At 75.2% G+C, this 21,661-nt stretch carries 1 protein-coding gene; it reads right to left on the reverse strand.

Annotated elements, in window-relative coordinates:
• Window positions 1–5: 5 nt before the first annotated feature.
• Entirely contained in the window at window positions 6–21,533 is a 21,528-nt protein-coding gene (locus ACQP1P_RS26255; protein WP_433073811.1) for an SDR family NAD(P)-dependent oxidoreductase, read from the reverse strand.
• Between the last annotated feature and the right edge of the window lie 128 nt (window positions 21,534–21,661).

The following is a 21,661-nucleotide window of genomic DNA, read 5'->3' on the forward strand; positions in this document are numbered from 1 at the left end:
GTTGGTCAGGACTCGGCGCTTTCCAGCGCGAGCCGCACGAGGCTGTCGGTGTCCATCTCGTCGATCAGCTCGCCCCGCTCGGCCTCCGGGCCGGTGTCGGCGGTGTCGGCGGTGTTGCCCGAACCGAGCTGGAGGACGAGGTCGAGCAAGCCCGCCTCGCGGAACCGCGCGATCGGGATGGTGGCCAGGACGCGGCGCAGCTCGGCCTCGGCCGCGTCGGCGGGCTCGGCGTCGGCGCCGAGCAGCTGCTCGCGCAGGTGGGCGGCGAGGGCGGCCGGGCTCGGGTGGTCGAAGACGAGGGTGGTCGGCAGGCTCAGCCCGGTCGCGGACTTGAGCCGGTTGCGCAGGTCGACCGCGGTGAGGGAGTCGAACCCGAGCTCCTTGAAGGCCCGGTGGGCGTCGACGGTCGCGGCGCCGGCGTGCAGGACGGCCGCGGCCTCGGTCCGCACCAGGTCGGTCAGCAGCCGGTCCTGGTCCGGCCGGCCGAGCCCGGCGAGCCGGTCGCGCAGCCGGGCCGCGCCGTCGTCGTCCGTGGCGGCCGCGGCGGCCGCCGCGAGCACGTCCCGGACCTCGGGCAGGTCCTCGATGAGCGGGCGGGGCCGGGCCGAGGTGAACGCGGGCGCGAACCGGTCCCAGCGCACGTCGGCGACGGTCACGGAGGTCAGGTCCCGCCCGACGGCCTGGGCGAGCGCGGCGACGGCGAGGTCCGGGTCCATCGCCGCGAGGCCGCGGCGCAGCAGGTGCTCCTGCGCCTCGGGGGTCGCCATCCCGCCGTCGGCCCAGGGTCCCCAGGCCACGCAGGTCGCGCGGAGGCCGCGGGCGCGGCGGTCGGCGGCGAGCCCGTCGAGGGCCGCGTTGGCGGCGCTGTAGGCGGCCTGGCCGGCGCTGCCCCAGGTGCCGGCGATCGAGCCGAAGAGGACGAACGCGTCGAGGTGCCGGTCGCGCGTGACGGCGTCGAGGTTGCGGGCGCCGGTCACCTTCGGGCGCAGTACCGCCGCCAGCTGAGCCGCCGTCAGCTCGGCCACCGGGATCGACTCGCCCTGGATGCCGGCCGCGTGCACGACGGCGCTCAGGTCGGTGATCGGGTCGACGACCCGGGCGAGGGCGTCGCGGTCGGTGATGTCGCACTGGACGATGTCGACCTTGCCGAGCGCGGTGAGCTCGGCGGCGCCGGGCGCGTTGCCGCCCTGCCGCGACAGCAGCACGACCCGGTCGGCGCCGTTGCCGAGCACCCAGCGGGCGATCCGGCCGCCGAGGGCGCCGGTGCCGCCGGTGATGAGCACGGCGCCGGTCGGCGTCCAGGACTGCTCGGTGGCGAGGGGTGCGCGCACGAGCCGCCGCCCGAACACCTCGGATCCGCGGACCGAGACCTGGTCCTCGGGGCCTCCGGCGAGCACGCCCGCGATGCCGCCGCCGTCGCGCAGGTCGATGAGCCCGCCCCACCGGGCCGGCTGCTCGAGCGAGACGACCCGGCCGAGCCCCCACAGGACGCTGGATTCGGCATCGGTACGCCGGGTCACGCACCAGACCTTCGCGCCCGACCCGTCCGTGTCGAGGCGGCGCAGCAGGTCCAGCAGCTCGTCCGGGCTCGGCTCGACCAGGACCACGCCGCCGAGGTCGCCGAGCGTGCCCGCGTCGGTGTCGACGGCGGCTCCGGCCGCGCGCAGGTCGGCGGTGATGCCGGCGGTGTCTCCGGTGTCGCCGAGCACGAGCCACCGGCCGGGCAGTGTGGCGCCGGCCGGGGCCGGCAGCGGGGTCCACTCGGTGCGGTACGACCAGGAGTCGAGGATCTTCCCCCGCCCGCGCTGCTGCCGCCACGACGACAGGGCCGGCACGAGCGTGTCGAGCGAGGCCCGGGTGTGCTCGCCGAGCTGGGCGACGAGTTCGCCGATGTCGGCGCGGTCGACGGCGGCCCAGAAGGAGTCGTCCTCGGCCGGCATCGGCGCGGGCGCGGGCCAGAACCGCTCGCGCTGGAACGCGTAGTTCGGCAGCCCGACGACCCGCCCGCCGGTGAACGTGGTGCTCCAGTCGATGTCGACGCCGGCCACGAACAGCTCGGCAACGGCCCGCAGCAGCGCCTCCGGCTCGTCCCGGTTCCGCCGCAACGTACCAACCACCACCGCGTCATCGACCGGCAGATGCGGCACCAGCACCGCGTCCGGCCCAACTTCGACAAAGGTGTCGACCCCGGCCTCGCGCATCGCGGCCACGTTGTCCGCGAACAGCACCGTGCCCCGCACATGCCGCACCCAATAGTCGGCATCGAACCCGGAGATCAGCCCGCCGGTGACGTTCGAGACGATCGGAATCTGCGGCGGGTTGAACGTGACCGTGTCGAGAACCGCGCGGAACTCCTCCAGCATCGGCTCCATCAACGCGCTATGGAACGCATGCGACACCCGCAACCGACTCGTCCGAACCCCAGGGAACTCCGGCAGCAACTCCGCCGGACCGGACAACACCCACGCGTTCGGCCCGTTGATCGCCGCTACGGAAACGCCATCCGGGACCTGCTGCACCGGAGCGCCGACCGCGAGCATGCCCCCGCCTGGCGGCAGGGCCTGCATCAGCCGCGCCCGGGCCGCCACCACCTTGCATGCGTCCTCAAGCGACCACACCCCGGCCACATACGCCGCCACCAGCTCACCGATCGAATGACCACCAACCACCGCCGGCTGCAGACCCCACGCCTTCAACTGCTCATACAACGCGACTTCGATCGCGAACAGCGCCGGCTGGGTGATCTCCGTGTCGTCGATCCGCTCGTCCGGCAGCTCACCGAAGTGGGACCGCACGTCGGCGTAGACCCGGTTGAACACCGGGAAGTCCAGACCAGCACCCATCCCGGCCCGCTGGGCGCCCTGGCCCGAGAACAGCACCCCGACCCGGCGGGCCTTGGCGACACCCGTCACCGTCTCGCCCGGCAGCACCACCAGCCGGTGATCGAACCGGGCCCGCGACAGCAGCGAACGTCCCGTGTCCGCGCCCGGGGTCAGGCGATCGGCAAACGCGCGGGCCGCCTGCGCCGAACGCGCCGACACCACCAGCGGCACCAACGCGGACGACTCGACCGGCTCGACCACCGGCTCCTCGACCGACTCCAGGATCACGTGGGCGTTCGTGCCGCTGATGCCGAACGACGACACCGCCGCCCGCCGGGGACGGTCGGTCGGGGCCCACGGCTGCGCCTCCGTCAGCAGCGACACCGAGCCGGCCGTCCAGTCGACGTGCGGGGTGGGCTCGTCCACGTGCAGGGTCCGCGGCAGGACGCCGTGGCGCATGGCCATGACCATTTTGATGATGCCCGCGGCGCCCGCGGCGGCCTGGGCGTGGCCGATGTTCGACTTGATGGAGCCGAGCCACAGCGGGCGCTCGCGGTCCTGGCCGTAGGTCGCGAGGACGGCCTGGGCCTCGATCGGGTCGCCGAGCCGCGTGCCGGTGCCGTGGGCCTCGACCGCGTCCACGTCGGACGGGTGCAGGCCGGCGCCGGCGAGGGCCTGGCGGATCACGCGCTGCTGCGACGGGCCGTTCGGGGCCGTCAGACCGTTCGAGGCGCCGTCCTGGTTCATGGCCGACCCGGCGACCACGGCGAGGACCGGGTGCCCGAGCCGCCGCGCGTCCGACAGCCGCTCTACCAGCAGCACGCCGACGCCCTCCGACCAGCCGGTGCCGTCCGCGGCGCCGGCGAAGGACTTGCAGCGGCCGTCCGCCGAGAGGCCGCGCTGCCGCGAGAACTCCTCGAAGGCGCCCGGGGTGGCCATCACCGTCACGCCGCCGGCGAGGGCGAGATCGCACTCGCCCTGCCGCAGCGATTGGGCGGCCAGGTGCAGGGCGACCAGCGAGGAGGAGCAGGCGGTGTCGATGGTGACGGCCGGGCCTTCGAGGCCGAACACGTACGCCACCCGGCCCGAGGCCACGCTGCCGGCGGAGCCGTTGGCGACGTACCCCTCGACCTCGGCGGCGGAGCCGGTCAGCTGGGTGAAGTAGTCGTGGTGGATGAGGCCGACGAAGGTGCCGGTCTGGGTGCCGACCAGGGCGGTGGGGTCGATGCCGGCGTTCTCGAAGGCCTCCCAGGTGGTCTCCAGCAGGAGCCGTTGCTGCGGGTCCATGGCCAGGGCCTCGCGCGGGCTGATGCCGAAGAAGCCGGCGTCGAAGTCGGCGGCGTCGTACAGGAACCCGCCCCGCCGCGTGTGGGAGGTGTCGCCGAGCCGGTCGAGGTCCCAGCCCCGGTCCACCGGGAACCCGTCGATCGCGTCGACGCCGTCGCGCACGAGGTCCCACAGCTCGTCCGGGGTGGTGACGCCGCCCGGGAAGCGGCACGCCATCGAGACGATGACGATCGGGTCGTCCGCGGGGGCCGGCGCGGCGGGCCGGACCGTGCTCGCGGCCGGGTCGCCGGGTCGCAGCTGGTCGAGGATGTACGCGCCCAGCCGGCTCGGCGTCGGGTAGTCGAACACGAGCGTGGCCGGCAGCCGCAGGCCGGTCAGCGTCGCGAGGCGGTTGCGCAGCTCGACTGAGGTGAGCGAGTCGAAGCCCAGCTCCTTGAACGCCTTCGTCTCCGCGATCGCGGTGCCGCCGCCGAGGACGAGCCCGGCCTGGGCGCAGACGGTGTCGACGACGAGCTGCCGGGCGTCGTCCGGGGCGCGGCCGGCAAGCCGGTCGGCCAGGTCCGTGCCCGTGGGGCGGCCGGCTCGGGCGCGGGGTCGTCCGCCGCCGAACAGGTCCCGGAGGATCGGGAGCACCGGGGTGCCGTCGCGCGGGGCCTCCAGGCGGGCGGCGACGAGTGCGGGGCGCCCCGAGTGGACGGCCGCGTCGAACAGGGCGGTGCCCTGGGCGGGCTCCAGGGCCCCGATGCCGCCGGAGGCCATGCGGCCGCGGGCCCCGGCGTCGAGCCCGGCGGTCATGCCGCCGGTCTGCGCCCACAGGCCCCAGCCGACGCTCGTGGCGGGCAGGCCCTGCTGGTGGCGGAGCTGGGCGAGGGCGTCGAGGTAGGCGTTGGCGGCCGCGTAGTTGGCCTGGCCGGCGCTGCCGAGGGTGGCGGCGATCGAGGAGAACAGCACGAACCCGGCCAGGTCGCGGTGCGCGGTGGCCTCGTGCAGGTGCCGGGCCCCGTCCGCCTTCGGCCCGAGCACCGCGTCGAGCTGCTCGGCGGTCATGGACTCGACCAGGGTGTCGGCGAGGACGCCGGCCGTGTGCACGACGGCGGTCAGGTCCGGGATGGAGTCGACGAGCGCGAACACGGCGTCCCGGTCGCGCACGTCGCACACGACGTCGCCGTGCCGGGAGGCCTGCACCACCCGGGCGACAGTCCCGCTCTCCAGCAGGTGCCGGGCGATGACGTCGGCCAGGGCGCCGCCGCCGGTGATGAGGACCGTGCCGTCCTGGTTCCACCGGCGCGGCAGGGTCAGGACCAGCTTGCCGATGTGGCGGGCCTGCGACAGGGTGCGCAGCGCGTCGGGTGCGCGCCGGGCGTCGAACGCGTGGACGGGCAGCGGCTGGAGGGCGCCGCGCTCGAACAGGGCGACGATGTCGAGCAGCATCTCCTGGATGCGGGGGCCGGGCACGTCGCCGAGGTCGAAGGCCGTGTAGGCCACGCCGTCCGGGTCGCGCAAGTCGGCCTTGCCCAGCTCCACGAACCGGCCACCAGGCGGCAGCAGCCGCAGCGACGCGTCGATGAACTCGCCCGTCAACGCGTTGAGCACGACATCCACACCCGGCGCGAACTTCGCCTCGAACTCCGTCGTACGCGACGACGCCAGCCGCGACGCATCCACACCCAGACCCAGCACCGCCGGCCACTTCGCCGGACTGGCCGTGGCATACACCGTCGCACCCCAGTGATGCGCCAGCTGAATCGCGGCCATGCCCACACCACCCGCGCCGGCATGGATCAGCACCGACTCGCCGGGCGCCAGGCCCGCCACGTCCCGCAGACCGTAGTAGGCCGTGAGGAAGACGACCGGTACCGACGCCGCCTGCGCGAACGTCCAACCGTCCGGGAAGCGCACCAGGCGGTCCCGGGCCGTCACCGCCTCGGGCCCGATCGCGCCGTCGAACATGCCCATGACCCGGTCCCCCACGGCCAGGCCGGTGACGTCCGGGCCGACCTCCGCGACGACGCCGCTGGCCTCGATGCCCATCACGGCGCCGGGGTCGGGGTACATGCCGAGGGCGATGAGCACGTCACGGAAGTTGAGCCCGGCGGCGCGGATCTCGACCCGCACCTGCCCGGTCTCCAGGCTCGGGCGTTCACAGGCGACGAGCCCGACGCCCTCGACCGTCCCGGCGCCCAGGTTCACGAGCCGCCAGGGCCCGTCGGGCGTCTCCGGGCCGCCGGCGGCCCGGGCCAGGGCGGGGACGAGGATCGAGCCGTCCCGCACCGCCGCCTCGCCGATGCCGGCCGCGATCAGGCCGCCGAGGAGTTCGGGGGCGGCGTCACCCTCGACCAGCGTGAGGCGTCCGGGGTGCTCGGCGGACGCCGAGCGCACCAGGCCCCACGCGGACGCGCCGGCGAGGTCGGTGATCCGGCCGACCGCGCCCTGGGTCACGACGACCAGGCGGCCCGGGCCGGCGAGCGTCTCCCGCACCCGCTGCAGCACCAGGTCCATGGAGGTGCCGGGGGCCATCCGCCACACGTCCACGTCGGCGGGCAGCTCGGCGGGGCCGACCTCGCGCGGCTGCCAGCCGAGCTCGAAGAGCCAGCGGGCGGCGGTACGGTCGGCGGTGAGGTCGGCGGTGAGCGCCCGGAGCACGACCCGCTCGATAAACACGACCGGCTGCCCGGTCTCGTCGACGGCGACGAGCTCGACCCCGGTGGCGACGTCGCCGCGGACGCGGACCCGCAGGGCCGTGGCGCCGGCGGCGTGGACCCGGACCCCGCCGAACACGAACGGCAGCCACGCTCCGTCGCCCGCGGGGCCGTCGTGGCCGAGGAAGGCGATGGCGTGCAGCGCGGCGTCGAGCAGCGCCGGGTGCACGGCGAACGAGCCGGCCGGGGCGGGCAGCGCGACCTCGGCGTAGACGGCGTCGCCGCCGCGCCAGACGCGTCGCAGCCCCTGGAACGTCGGCCCGTAGGTGACGGCGCCGGGCGCGTACCAGTCGCCGATCGGCACCTCCACGGCGTCGGCGGGCCGGTCGAAGGAGGCCCCGTGCTCGTCCGCGGCGCCGAGCGACCCGTCGGCGTGGCGCGTCCACTCGTCGCCGTCGTCGAGGCGCGAGTGCACCGTCACCGGACGCCGGCCCGTCGCGTCCGCCTCGCCGACGCGCACCTGCACGGCGACGCTCCCGGCGGACGGCAGCACGAGCGGCGCGACCAGCGTCAGCTCCTCGAGCATGACCGCGCCGACCTCGTCCCCGGCCCGCACCACCATCTCGACCAGCGCGGTGCCGGGCACGACCACGGCCCCGCCGACGACGTGGTCGGCGAGCCAGGGCTGAGCCGCGACCGAGAGCCGCCCGGTCAGCACCACGCCACCGTCGCCGGCCACGGACATGACGGCGCCGAGCAGCGGGTGGCCGGTCACGCCCAGCCCGGCCCCGGAGACATCGCCGACGGCCGTGCTCTCCAGCCAGTAGCGCCGCCGCTGGAACGCGTAGGTCGGCAGCTCGACGACCCGCCCGCCGGTGAACGTGGTGCTCCAGTCGATGTCGACGCCGGCCACGAACAGCTCGGCAACGGCCCGCAGCAGCGACTCCCGCTCGTCCCGGTTCCGCCGCAACGTACCAACCACCACCGCGTCATCGACCGGCAGATGCGGCACCAGAACCGCGTCCGGCCCAACTTCAACGAACGTGTCGACCCCGGCCTCGCGCATCGCGGCCACATTGTCGGCGAACAACACCGTGCCCCGCACATGCCGCACCCAATAGTCGGCATCAAACTCGGAGATCAGCCCACCGGTGACATTGGAGACGATGGGAATCTGCGGCGGATGGAAGGTGACGCCTTCCAAGACCTCGCGGAACTCGGCCAGCATCGGCTCCATCAACGCCGAATGGAACGCATGCGACACCCGCAGCCGACTCGTCCGAACCCCCGGGAACTCCGGCAGCAACTCGGCCGGACCCGACAACACCCACGCGTTCGGCCCGTTGATCGCAGCCACCGACACGCCCTCGGGCACGTCCTCCACCGGAGCCCCGACCGCCAGCATCCCCCCACCGGCCGGGAGCGCCTGCATCAGCCGGGCCCGGGCCGCGACCACCTTGCAGGCGTCTTCCAGCGACCACACCCCGGCCACGTACGCCGCGACCAGCTCACCGATCGAATGACCACCAACCACCGACGGCTGCAGACCCCACGCCTTCAACTGCTCATACAACGCGACTTCGATCGCGAACAACGCCGGCTGCGTGACCTCCGTGTCGTCGATCCGCTCGTCCGGCAGCTCACCAAAATGCGCACGCACCTCGGCGTACACCCGGTTGAACACCGGGAAGTCCAGACCAGCACCCATCCCCGCGCGCTGGGCGCCCTGGCCCGAGAACAGCACGCCGACCCGGCGGGCCGCGGCGACACCCACCACCGGCTCACCCGGCAGCACCACCATGCGGTGGTCGAACCGGGCCCGCGACAGCAGCGAACGACCCGTGTCCGCACCCGGAGTCAGACGCTCGGCATACGCACGCGCCGCCTCCGCCGAACGCGCCGACACCACCAGCGGCACCAGCGTGGAAGCCTCGACCGGCTCGGGGGCCGGCTGCTCGAACGCCTCCAGGATCACGTGGGCGTTCGTGCCGCTGATGCCGAACGACGACACGGCGGCGCGGCGCGGGCGGTCGAGGGCCGGCCACGGCCGCGGCTCGGCCAGCAGGGACACCCGCCCGGCCGACCAGTCCACGTGCGACGTCGGCTCGTCCACGTGCAGCGTCCGGGGCAGCACGCCGTGCCGCATCGCCAGGACCATCTTGATGACCCCGGCGACACCGGCGGCGGCCTGCGCGTGGCCGATGTTCGACTTGACGGAGCCGAGGTACAGCGGCTGGTCCCGATCCTGCCCGTAGGTGGCCAGCAGCGCCTGGGCCTCGATCGGGTCGCCGAGCGTCGTGCCGGTGCCGTGCGCCTCGACCGCGTCCACGTCGGACGGGCCCAGCCCGGCGGTGGCGAGCGCCTGGCGGATGACCCGCTGCTGGGCGGGGCCGTTCGGGGCGGTCAGGCCGCTGCTGGCGCCGTCCTGGTTGATGGCCGAGCCGCGCACGACCGCGAGGACGGTGTGGCCGAGCCGCCGGGCGTCGGAGAGTCGCTCGACGAGCAGCATGCCGACGCCCTCGGCGAAGCCGGTGCCCCGGGCTCCGGAGCCGAAGGCCTTGCAGCGGCCGTCGGGCGAGAGGCCGCCCTGCCGCGCGAACTCGGCGAGCATGCCCGGCGTCGACATGACGGTGACGCCGCCGACGAGGGCGGCGTCGCACTCGTGGTGCCGCAGCGACTGGGCGGCCAGGTGCAGCGCCACCAGCGAGGACGAGCACGCGGTGTCGACGGTGACGGCCGGGCCTTCCAGGCCGAAGGTGTACGCGATCCGGCCCGACGCGATGCTGCCCGCGCTGCCGTTGCCGATGTACCCGTCGAGCTCGCCCGAGCCGCCCGTGGCCCGCGACGCGTAGTCGTGGTAGATCAGGCCGACGAACACGCCGGTGCGGGTGCCGCGCAGCGTCGTCGGGTCGATCCCGCCCCGCTCGATCGCCTCCCAGGAGCCCTCGAGCAGCAGCCGCTGCTGCGGGTCCATGGCGAGGGCCTCGCGCGGGTTGATGCCGAAGAACTCGGCGTCGAAGTCGGCGGCGTCGTGCAGGAACCCGCCCTGGCGGATCGCGCCTTCCCCGACCGCCTCGACGCCCCAGCCGCGGTCGGCCGGGAAGTCGCCGATCGCGTCGGTGCCGGACGACACCAGGTCCCACAGCTCGTCGGGCGAGCCGACACCGCCCGGGAAGCGGCAGCTCATGCCGACGATCGCGATGGGCTCGTCGGTCGCCGCGGCGACGAGCACCGGCCGCTGCTCGACCGGCGCGCCGGCGATCTCGCGGTCGAGGTGCTCGGCGAGCGCGGCCGGGGTCGGGTAGTCGAAGGCGAGCGTGGTCGGCAGCCGCAGCCCGGTCGCGGCGCCGAGCCGGTTGCGCAGCTCGACGGAGGTGAGCGAGTCGAAGCCGACGTCCTTGAACGGCCGGTGCGGCTGGAGCGGCTCGGCGGAGGAGAACCCGAGCACCGAGGCGGCGGCGGCCGACACCAGCTCGACGAGCCGGGCGCGTCGCTCGTCGGGGGCGAGCGCGGCCAGCCGGTCGCGGGCCGAGGCCGTGTCCGCCGCGGCGGCGACGCGGCGGCGGGTGCCGCGGGCCCGGACCAGGTCACGCAGGAGCGGCGGGATCTGATCCTCCGGTACCGCCGGACGCTTCCCCGACAACGGCAGCAGCACCATGTGCGGCGCGTCGGCCCGCCGGGCGGCGTCGAACAGCGCGATCCCCTGCGCGTCGGTGATCGCGGCGACCGCGCGCTCGCTGACGTGTGCGGTCATGGCGCTGGTCCGCTCCCACAGGCCCCACGCGAGGCTGGTCGCCGGGAGGCCCTGCTGCCGCCGCTGGTGCGCGAGCGCGTCCAGGTAGGCGTTGGCGGCCGCGTAGTTGCCCTGCCCGGGGCTGCCGAGGGTCGCGGCGAGGGAGGAGAACAGGACGAACCCGGCCAGGTCGCGGTGCGCGGTGGCCTCGTGCAGGTGCCGGGCCCCGTCCACCTTCGGGCCGGCGACGGTGTGGAGGTCGTCGGGCGTCATGGACTCGACCAGGGTGTCGGCGATGACGCCGGCGGTGTGCACGACGGCGGTCAGGTCCGGGATGGAGTCGACCAGCGCGAACACCGCGTCCCGGTCGCGCACGTCGCACACGACGTCGCCGTGCCGGGAGGCCTGCACCACCCGGGCGACCGTGCCGCTGTCCAGCAGGTGCCGGGCGATGACCCCGGCGATCGTCCCGCCGCCGGTGATGAGCACCGTGCCGTCCGGGTCCCACCGGCGCGGCAGGGTCAGCACCAGCTTGCCGGTGTGCCGCGCCTGGGACAGCAGCCGCAGGGCGTCGGGGGCCTTGCGGACGTCGAAGGCCCGCACGGGCAGCGGCTTGAGCACGCCCCGCTCGAAGAGGCCGAGGATGTCGAGGAGCATCTCCTGGATGCGGGCGCCGGGCACGTCGCCGAGGTCGAAGGCCGTGTAGGCCACGCCGTCCGGGTCGCGCAAGTCGGCCTTGCCCAGCTCCACGAACCGGCCACCAGGCGGCAGCAGCCGCAGCGACGCGTCGATGAACTCGCCCGTCAACGCGTTGAGCACGACATCCACACCCGGCGCGAACTTCGCCTCGAACTCCGTCGTACGCGACGACGCCAGCCGGGATTCGTCCACACCCAGACCGACGACCGTGGGCCACTTCGCGGGACTGGCGGTGGCGTACACCGTCGCACCCCAGTGATGCGCCAGCTGGATCGCGGCCATGCCCACGCCGCCCGCGCCGGAGTGGATCAGCACCGACTCGCCGTCGGAGAGGCCCGCGAGGTCGCGCAGACCGTAGTAGGCGGTGAGGAAGACGACCGGTACCGACGCCGCCTGCGCGAACGTCCAGCCGTCCGGGAAGCGCACCAGGCGGTCCCGGGCCGTGACCGCCTCCGGGCCGGCGGCGCCGTCGAACATGCCCATGACCCGGTCGCCGACGGCCAGATCCGTGACGCCGGGGCCGACCTCGGCGACGACGCCGGCGGCCTCGCTGCCCATGACCGCGTCGGGGTCGGGGTACATGCCGAGGGTGATGAGCACGTCGCGGAAGTTGAGCCCGGCGGCGCGGATCTCGACCCGCACCTGACCGGCGTCGAGGGCCGGGCGGTCGAGGCCGACCAGCCCGACGCCGTCCACGGTTCCGGCGCCCAGGCTCGTCAGGCGCCAGAGACCGTCCGGCGCCGGCAGGCCACCGGCCCGCACCAGGCTCGGCACCAGCACCGAGCCGTCGCGGACCGCCGCCTCACCGATCCCCGCCGCGATCAACCCGCCCAGCAGCTCCGGCGCCGCCTCACCGTCGACCAGCGTGAAGCGGCCGGGATGCTCCGACGACGCCGACCGCACCAGACCCCACGCCGACGCGGCGTCCAGGTCCGTGATCCGCCCGACCGCACCCTCGCTCACCACGACCAGCCGGCCCGAGCCCGCAAGCGTCTCCCGCACCCGCTCCAGCACCAGCTCCATCGACGTGCCGGGGCCCATCCGCCACACGTCCACGTCGGCGGGCAGCGGCGCCGGGCCGACCGGGCGCGGCTGCCAGTCGAGCTCGAACACCCACCGGTCGGCCGTACGGTCGCCGGTGGGTTCGCGCAGCACGACGCGGTCGATGGACACGACCGGCTGGCCGGACTCGTCGGCCGCGACGATCTCGAACCCGGACTCGGCGTCGCCGCGGACCCGCACGCGCAGCGCCGTGGCGCCGGTGGCGTGAACCCGGACCCCGCCGAACACGAACGGCAGCCCGGCCGTGGGGTCGAGCGCGCCGATCGGGTGCAGGGCGGCGTCGAGCAGCGCGGGGTGGATCGCGAACGCGTCGGTCGCGAGGCCGTCGACGGCGATCTCGGCGTACACCGCGTCGCCGGTGCGCCAGAGACGGCGCAGGCCCTGGAACGCCGGCCCGTAGGCGACGGCGGAGCGGGCGTACCAGTCGTCCACGGGGACGTCGGCCGCGCCGGCGGGGGGCCAGGCGAACGTGGGGGCGGGGGTGTCCGCGTCGCCGAAGGTGCCCTCGGCGTGGCGGGTCCAGTCGGGGTCGTCGTCCGGGCGGGAGTACACCGTGACGGAGGAGCCCACGTGGATCTGCACGGTCACCCCGCCCGTCGGCGGCACGACCAGCGGGGCCAGGAGGGTCAGCTCCTCCAGGGCGACCGCGCCGACCTCGTCGCCGGCCCGCACCACCATCTCGACCAGCGCGGTGCCGGGCACGACGACCGCGCCGCCGACCACGTGGTCCGCGAGCCAGGGCTGGGCCGCCAGCGACAGCCGGCCGGTGAGCAGCACGCCGCCGTCGCCCGCGACCGACACGACCGCGCCGAGCAGGGGGTGGCCGGTGACGCCCAGGCCGGCGCCCGACACGTCGCCGAGCCCGCCCGCGGCCAGCCAGAAGCGCTCCCGCTGGAACGCGTACGTGGGCAGCGGCACCGGGCGGCCGCCGGAGCCGGCGAAGAGCGCGCTCCAGTCGACGTCGACGCCGTGGGCGAACAGCTCGGCGGCGTTCGTCAGCAGCTCCCGGGCGCCGTGCTCGTGCCGGCGCAGCGAGCCGACGGCCAGGCCGGCGGCGGCGTCGAGGTCCTCCTGCAGGCCGGCCTTGAGCACCGGGTGCGGGGACACCTCGACGAAGACGCGGTGGCCGGCCTCGATCAGGCGGCTCACGACCGGCTGGAGGCGGACGGGGCGGCGGAGGTTGTCGTACCAGTACGCGGCGTCGAGCGACCCGGTGTCGACGAGGCCGGCGGTGACCGTCGAGTAGAACGCGATGTCGCAGGGGCGCGGCTCGACTCCGGCGAGGGCCGCGAGCAGTTCGTCGCGGACCGGCTCCACCTGCGCCGAGTGCGAGGCGTAGTCGACGGGCAGCCGCCGGAACCGGATGTCCCGCTCGGCGCAGACGCCCTCGAGCGCCGTCAGTGCTTCGAGGGCGCCGGAGACGACTGCGGCGGCGGTACCGTTCACCGCCGCGATCGACAGCTCGTCGCCCCACGGTTCGATCAGCGCGGCCGCGTCCGCCTCGGACACGGAGACCGCGAGCATCCCGCCCCGGCCGCCGAGCGGGACCAGCGCGCGGCTGCGCACGGCGACGATCCGGGCCGCGTCCTCGAGGGACAGCGCCCCGGCGACGCAGGCCGCGGCGATCTCGCCCTGCGAGTGCCCGACGACGACGTCCGGCCGGACCCCGCAGGCCCGCCAGAGCTCGGCGAGGGAGACCATGACCGCGAACAGGGCCGGCTGGACGACGTCGACCCGGTCGAGGGACGCCGCGCCGGGCCGGCCGCGCAGCACGTCCTCGAGCACCCAGTCGACGTGCGGGGCGAGGGCCGCGGCGCAGGCCTGCAGACGGTCCCGGAAGAGCGGCGAGGCGTCGAGCAGGTCGACGGCCATGCCCTCCCACTGCGAGCCCTGGCCGGGGAAGACGAAGACGATCGGCCCCGGGTCCTGCGCGGGCTCGGCGGCGGCCGGCTCCCCCGCCAGCCGGGCGAGCGCCTCGACGGCCTCGTCGCGGGTCCGCACGACCAGCGCGGACCGGTGCGAGTGCCGGGCGCGGGTCGCGGCGAGCGAGTGGCCGAGGTCGACGAGGCCGAGTCCGGGCTCCCCGGTGAGGGCGGCGTGCAGCCGAGCGGCCTGGGCGCGCAGCGCGGCCTCGCCGCGGCCGGAGACGGGCAGCGGCACGACCGCCGGCACCAGCCCGACCGGCGGCACCAGCCCGACCGGCGATGCCTCCGGCACCGGGGCGACGGCCGCGGGCGGCTCCTCGAGGATCACGTGGGCGTTGGTGCCGCTGATCCCGAACGACGAGACCCCGGCCCGGCGCGGACGGTCCGGCGAGGGCCACGCCTGGGCCTCGGTGAGCAGCGCGACGGCGCCGGCGGTCCAGTCGACGTGGGGCGTGGGCTCGTCGACGTGCAGGGTTCGCGGGAGCACGCCGTGGCGCATGGCCTGGATCATCTTGATGATGCCGGCGACCCCGGCGGCGGCCTGGGCGTGGCCGATGTTCGACTTGATCGAGCCGAGCCACAGCGGACGGTCGGCGGGGCGGTCCTGGCCGTAGGTGGCGAGGACGGCCTGGGCCTCGATCGGGTCGCCGAGGACCGTGCCGGTGCCGTGGGCCTCGACGGCGTCCACGTCGGACGGTTCGAGCCCGGCACTGGCCAGGGCCTGGCGGATGACGCGCTGCTGCGAGGGGCCGTTCGGGGCCGTGAGCCCGTTCGAGGCGCCGTCCTGGTTGACGGCGGACCCGGCGACGACGGCGAGGATCGGGTGGCCGAGCCGCCGCGCGTCCGACAGCCGCTCCACGAGCAGCACGCCGACGCCCTCGGCCCAGCCCGTCCCGTCCGCGGCGCCGGCGAACGACTTGCACCGGCCGTCGGTGGACAGGCCGCCCTGGCGGGAGAACTCGGTGAACATGCCGGGCGTGGCCATGATCGCCGCTCCGGCCGCGACGGCCAGGGTGCACTCCCCCTGCCGCAGCGACTGGGCGGCGAGGTGCAGGGCGACCAGCGAGGACGAGCAGGCGGTGTCGACGGTGACGGCCGGTCCTTCGAGCCCGAACACGTAGGAGACGCGGCCGCTGGCGACGCTGCCGGCGGTCCCGGTGAGCAGGTGCCCGTCGAGGGCGGTCTGCTCGGCTCCGGCGGCGTAGTTCGAGGAGGCCGCGCCGATGAACGCGCCCGTCGGGCGGCCCGCCTGGGTGGCGGGGTCGATGCCGGCGTTCTCGAAGGCCTCCCAGGTGGTCTCCAGCAGGAGCCGCTGCTGCGGGTCCATGGCCAGGGCCTCGCGCGGGCTGATGCCGAAGAACGCGTGGTCGAACAGGGCCGCGTCGCGCAGGAACCCGCCCCGCCGCGTGTGGGAGGTGTCGCCGAGCCGGTCGAGGTCCCAGCCCCGGTCCACCGGGAACCCGTCGATCGCGTCGACCCCGTCGCGCACGAGGTCCCACAGCTCGTCCGGAGTGGTGACGCCGCCCGGGAACCGGCACGCCATGCCGATGATGACGATCGGGTCGTCGGCGGGGGCCGGCGCCGGGGCGGGGGCGGCCGGGAGGGCGTCGTCGGTGGTCAGGTCGAGCTCGCGCAGGAGGTGCGCCGCGAGCCGGTTCGGGGTGGGGTGGTCGAAGACGAGGGTGGCGGGCAGCCGCACGCCGGTCAGCGTCGCGAGGCGGTTGCGCAGCTCGACCGAGGTGAGGGAGTCGAAGCCGAGGTCCTTGAAGGCCCGGGTGGCCGCGATCGCGGTGCCGCCGCCGTGGCCGAGCACCAGGGCGGCCTGGGCGCAGACGGTGTCGACGACGAGCCGCTGGGCGTCGGCGGGGGCGAGGCCGGCGAGGCGGTCGGTGAGCGTCGTGGTCGTCGCCGGGGCGGCCTGGGCGCGCGGGCGGGCGGTACCGAACACGTCTCGAAGGATCGGAGGAACGGTCGCGCCGGGGCGCGGGGCCTCCAGCCGGGCGGGGATCAGCAACGGCCGGCCGGAGCGCACGGCGGCGGCGAAGAGGGCCGCGCCCTGGTCGGCCTCCAGCGCGACCATGCCGCCGGCCGAGAGGCGCCCCTGCGCGCCGGCGTCCAGGCCCGCGGCCATGCCGCCGGTCTGCGCCCACATGCCCCAGGCGAGGCTGGTCGCGGGGAGGCCCTGCTGGTGGCGGAGCTGGGCGAGGGCGTCGAGGTAGGCGTTGGCGGCCGCGTAGTTGCCCTGCCCCGGGCTGCCGATGGTCGCGGCGAGGGAGGAGAACAGCACGAACCCGGCCAGGTCGCGGCCCGCGGTGGCCTCGTGCAGGTGCCGGGCGCCGTCGGCCTTGGGTCCGGCGACGGTGGCGAGGTCTTCGGCGGTCATGGACTCGACCAGGGTGTCGGCGAGGACGCCGGCGGTGTGGACGACGGCGGTCAGGTCCGGGATGGAGTCGACGAGCGCGAACACGGCGTCCCGGTCGCGCACGTCGCACACGACGTCGCCGTGCCGGGAGGCCTGCACCACCCGGGCGACAGTCCCGCTCTCCAGCAGGTGCCGGGCGATGACCCCGGCGATCGTCCCGCCGCCGGTGATGAGCACCGTGCCGTCCGGGTCCCACCGGCGCGGCAGGGTCAGCACGACCTTGCCGACGTGGCGGGCCTGGGACAGCATCCGCAGGGCGTCGGGGGCCTTGTGGACGTCGAAGGCCTGGATCGGCAGCGGCTCCAGCACGCCCCGCTCGAACAGGGCGACGAGCTCGGTCAGCATCTGCTGGATGCGCGGGCCCGGGACGTCGCCGAGGTCGAAGGCCGTGTAGGCCACGCCGTCCGGGTCGCGCAAGTCGGCCTTGCCCAGCTCCACGAACCGGCCACCCGGCGGCAGCAGCCGCAGCGACGCGTCGATGAACTCACCCGTCAACGCGTTGAGCACGACATCGACACCCGGCGCGAACTTCGCCTCGAACTCCGTCGTGCGCGACGACGCCAGCCGCGACGCATCCACACCCAGACCCAGCACCGCCGGCCACTTCGCCGGACTCGCGGTGGCGTACACCGTCGCACCCCAGTGATGCGCCAGCTGGATCGCCGCCATGCCCACACCACCCGCGCCGGCATGGATCAGCACCGACTCGCCGGGCACCAGGGCCGCCACGTCCCGCAGACCGTAGTAGGCCGTGAGGAAGACGACCGGTACCGACGCCGCCTGCGCAAACGTCCAACCGTCCGGGAAGCGGGCGACCCGGTTGCGGTCCGCGACCGCCTCCGGCCCGATGGCCGCGTCGAACACGCCCATGACCCGGTCGCCGACGGCCACGCCGGTGACGTCCGAGCCGACCTCGACCACCACGCCGGCGGCCTCGCTGCCCATCGTCGCGGCCGGGTCCGGGTACATCCCGAGGGCGATGAGCGCGTCACGGAAGTTGAGCCCGGCGGCGCGGACCTCGACCCGCACCTCGTCCGGGCCGAGCTCGGCGCGCGCGTAGCCCACGAGGTCCACGCCCTCGACCGTGCCGGTGCCCCGGTTCTCGAGCCGCCAGAGACCGTCCGGCGCCGGCAGGCCACCGGCCCGCACCAGGCTCGGCACCAGCACCGAGCCGTCGCGGACCGCCGCCTCACCGATCCCCGCCGCGATCAACCCGCCCAGCAGCTCCGGCGCCGCCTCACCGTCGACCAGCATGAAACGGCCAGGATGCTCCGACGACGCCGACCGCACCAGACCCCACGCCGACGCGGCGTCCAGATCCGTGATCCGCCCGACCGCACCCTCGCTCACCACGACCAGCCGGCCCGAGCCCGCAAGCGTCTCCCGCACCCGCCCCAGCACCAGCTCCATCGACGTGCCCGGGGCCATCCGCCACACGTCCACGTCGGCCGGCAGCGGCGCCGGGCCGACCTCGCGGGGCCGCCAGTCCAGCTCGAACAGCCAGCGGGACGCGGCCCGGTCGGCGACCGGGCCGGCGGCGACCTCGCGGAGCACGACGCGGTCGATGGACACGACCGGCCGGCCGGACTCGTCGGCCGCGACGACCTCGAACCCGGACTCCGCGTCGCCGCGCACCCGCACGCGCAGCGCCGTGGCACCGACGGCGTGAACCCGGACCCCGCCGAACACGAACGGCAGCCCGGCCGCGGGGTCGAGCAGGCCGACCGGGTGCAGGGCGGCGTCGAGCAGCGCCGGGTGCACCGCGAACGCGCCCGCCGTGTCGGCGGCCGGTCCGCTCAGGGCGACCTCGGCGTAGACCTCGCCGTCGCCGCGCCAGAGGCGGCGCAGGCCCTGGAACGCCGGGCCGTACGAGACGGCGGTGTGCGCGTACCAGTCGTCGACGGGCACCTCGGCCGCGCCCGCCGGGGGCCACGTGAGCGTAGGGGCGGGGGTGTCCGCGCCGCCGAACGTGCCCTCGGCGTGGCGGGTCCAGTCGGGGTCGTCGTCCTGGCGGGAGTACACCGTGACGGTCTCGCCCACCTGGACCTGCACGGTCACGCCCCCGGTCGGCGGCAGGACCAGCGGGTTGAGGAGGGTCAGCTCGCTGAGGGCGCCCGCGCCGACCTCGTCGCCGGCCCGCACCACCATCTCGACCAGCGCCGTGCCGGGGACGACCACGGCCCCGCCCACGACGTGGTCGGCGAGCCAGGGCTGGGCGGCGAGGGAGAGCCGGCCGGTGGCGAGGACGACGTCGTCGCCGGCGACCCGGATGACCGCGTCGAGCAGCGGGTGGCCGGCGCCGGAGAGGGTGCGGACGGCCGTGTTCTCCAGCCAGTACCGCTCGCGCTGGAACGCGTACGTCGGCAGGTCGATCTTCCGCCCGCCGCCGAGGACCGCGCTCCAGTCGATGTCGACGCCGGCGACGAACAGCCCGGCGACGGCCCGCAGCAGCGACTCGGCCTCGTCGCGTCCGCGGCGCAGCGAGGCGACCACGACCGCCTCGTCGGACGGCAGGTGCGGCGCCAGAATGGCGTCCGGCCCGACCTCCACGAAGGTGTCGACCCCGGCCTCGCGCATCGCGGCCACATTGTCCGCGAACAACACCGTGCCCCGCACGTGCCGCACCCAGTAGTCGGCATCGAACTCGGAGATCAGCCCACCGGTGACATTGGAGACGATCGGCAGCCGCGGCGGGTTGAACGTAACGGTGTCCAGGACCGCGCGGAACTCGTCCAGCATCGGCTCCACCAACGCGCTGTGGAACGCATGCGACACCCGCAGCCGACTCGTCCGAACCCCCGGGAACTCCGGCAGCAACTCGGCCGGACCCGACAACACCCACGCATTCGGCCCATTGATCGCAGCCACCGACACACCCTCGGGCACGTCCTCCACCGGAGCCCCGACCGCCAGCATCCCGCCACCAGAAGGCAGGGCCTGCATCAACCGAGCCCGGGCCGCCACCACCTTGCAGGCGTCCTCCAGCGACCACACCCCGGCCACGTACGCCGCGACCAGCTCACCGATCGAATGCCCACCCACCACCGACGGCTGCAGACCCCACGCCTTCAACTGCTCATACAGGGCGACCTCGATCGCGAACAACGCCGGCTGGGTGATCTCCGTGTCGTCGATCCGCTCGTCCGGCAGCTCACCGAAATGCCCGCGCACCTCGGCGTACACCCGCTTGAACACCGGGAAGTCCAGACCCGCACCCATCCCGGCCCGCTGCGCGCCCTGGCCCGAGAACAGCACGCCGACCCGGCGCTCCGGGACCGCGACGCCGACGACCGCGCCGGTCAGGTCGGACAGTCCGGCCAGCAGCTCGTCCCGGTCGGAGGCCAGGACGACGGCGCGGTGGTCGAGCGCCGACCGCGACGCGACCGAGGACCAGCCGATGTCCGCGAGCGCCGCCGCCGGAGCGTCGCGCAGCCAGCCGGCCCAGCGCGCGGCCTGCCCGGCGAGGGCCCGCTCGTCCGCCGCGCAGAGCACGACCGGCGTGACCGGCAGGGCTGCGGCCGGGGCCGGCTCGGCGGGCTCGCCGAGTGCGACCGGTGGCGCTTCCTCGATGATGGCGTGGGCATTGGTACCGCTCATGCCGAACGACGACACCCCGGCCCGGCGCGGCCGCTCCGCCGCGGGCCACGGCACGTCCGCGTCGAGCAGCGACACCGCCCCCGCGTCCCAGTCCACGTGCGGCGTCGGCTCGGCGGCGTGCAGGGTCCGGGGCAGCACCCCGTGGCGCAGCGCCTGGACCATCTTGATGACGCCCGCGACCCCGGCCGCGGCCTGCGTGTGCCCGATGTTCGACTTGACCGAGCCGAGCCACAGCGGCCGGTCGCGGCCCTGCCCGTAGGTGGCCAGCAGCGCCTGCGCCTCGATGGGGTCGCCGAGGCGGGTACCGGTGCCGTGCGCCTCGACCGCGTCGACGTCCGCGGTCGTGAGCCGGGCGTCGGCGAGGGCCTGCTGGATGACGCGCTGCTGCGACGGGCCGTTCGGGGCGGTGAGCCCGCTGCTGGCGCCGTCCTGGTTCACGGCGGAGCCGCGCACGACGGCGAGGATCGGGTGGCCGAGCCGCTGGGCGTCGCGCAGGCGCTCGAGGACGAGGACGCCGGCGCCCTCGGCCCAGCCGGTGCCGTCGGCCGCGGCCGCGAAGGACTTGCAGCGCCCGTCGGCGGCGAGGCCGCGCTGGCGGGAGAACTCGACGAAGGCGCCCGGGGTGGCGAGCACGGTGACGCCGCCGGCGATCGCGAGCGAGCACTCGTTGCGGCGCAGGGCCTGGCTCGCCAGGTGCAGGGCGACCAGCGACGACGAGCAGGCGGTGTCGATGGTGACGGCGGGGCCCTCGAAGCCGAAGGTGTACGCCAGGCGGCCCGAGATGACGCTGGCGGCGGTGCCGGTGAGGACGTACCCCTCGACGCCCTCGGGCGGGTTGCGCAGCACGGTGGCGTAGTCCTGGCCGGCGGTGCCGACGAAGACGCCGGTACGGCTGCGGTGCAGGGTCGACACGTCGATCCCGGCGCGTTCGATGGCCTCCCACGAGACCTCCAGCAGCAGCCGCTGCTGCGGGTCCATGGCGATGGCCTCGCGCCGGGAGATGCCGAACAGGGTGGCGTCGAAGTCCCCGGCGCCGTGCAGGAACGCGCCCTGGTTCGCGTAGGAGGTGCCGGCGTGGTCGGGGTCGGGGTCGTACAGCGCGGCCAGGTCCCAGCCGCGGTCGTCCGGGAACGGGCCCACCGCGTCGGCGCCGGCGGCGACGAAGTCCCACAGCTGCTCGGGCGTCTCGATCCCGCCCGGGTAGCGGCACCCCATGCCGACGATGGCGATCGGCTCGTGGGCCTCCGCCTCGAGCTCGCGCACGCGGGTGCGCGCCTGCCGCAGCTCGCCGGTGACCCACCTGAGATTCTCGAGAAGCTTCTCGTCATCAGCCATGGACGCACCCACTCCGAGAATATGCAGACGTCATGTGTGTCCCGCGCCCGCGCGTCATGGCTTGCGACCACCGATGGGACGCCTGGTCAACGTGACCCTACTGAGCGCCGATCAACGGCCCCAACCCCTAGGCACCCCTC

It is taken from the genome of Dactylosporangium sp. CA-052675 (genome assembly GCF_050947935.1).
Lineage (GTDB): Bacteria > Actinomycetota > Actinomycetes > Mycobacteriales > Micromonosporaceae > Dactylosporangium.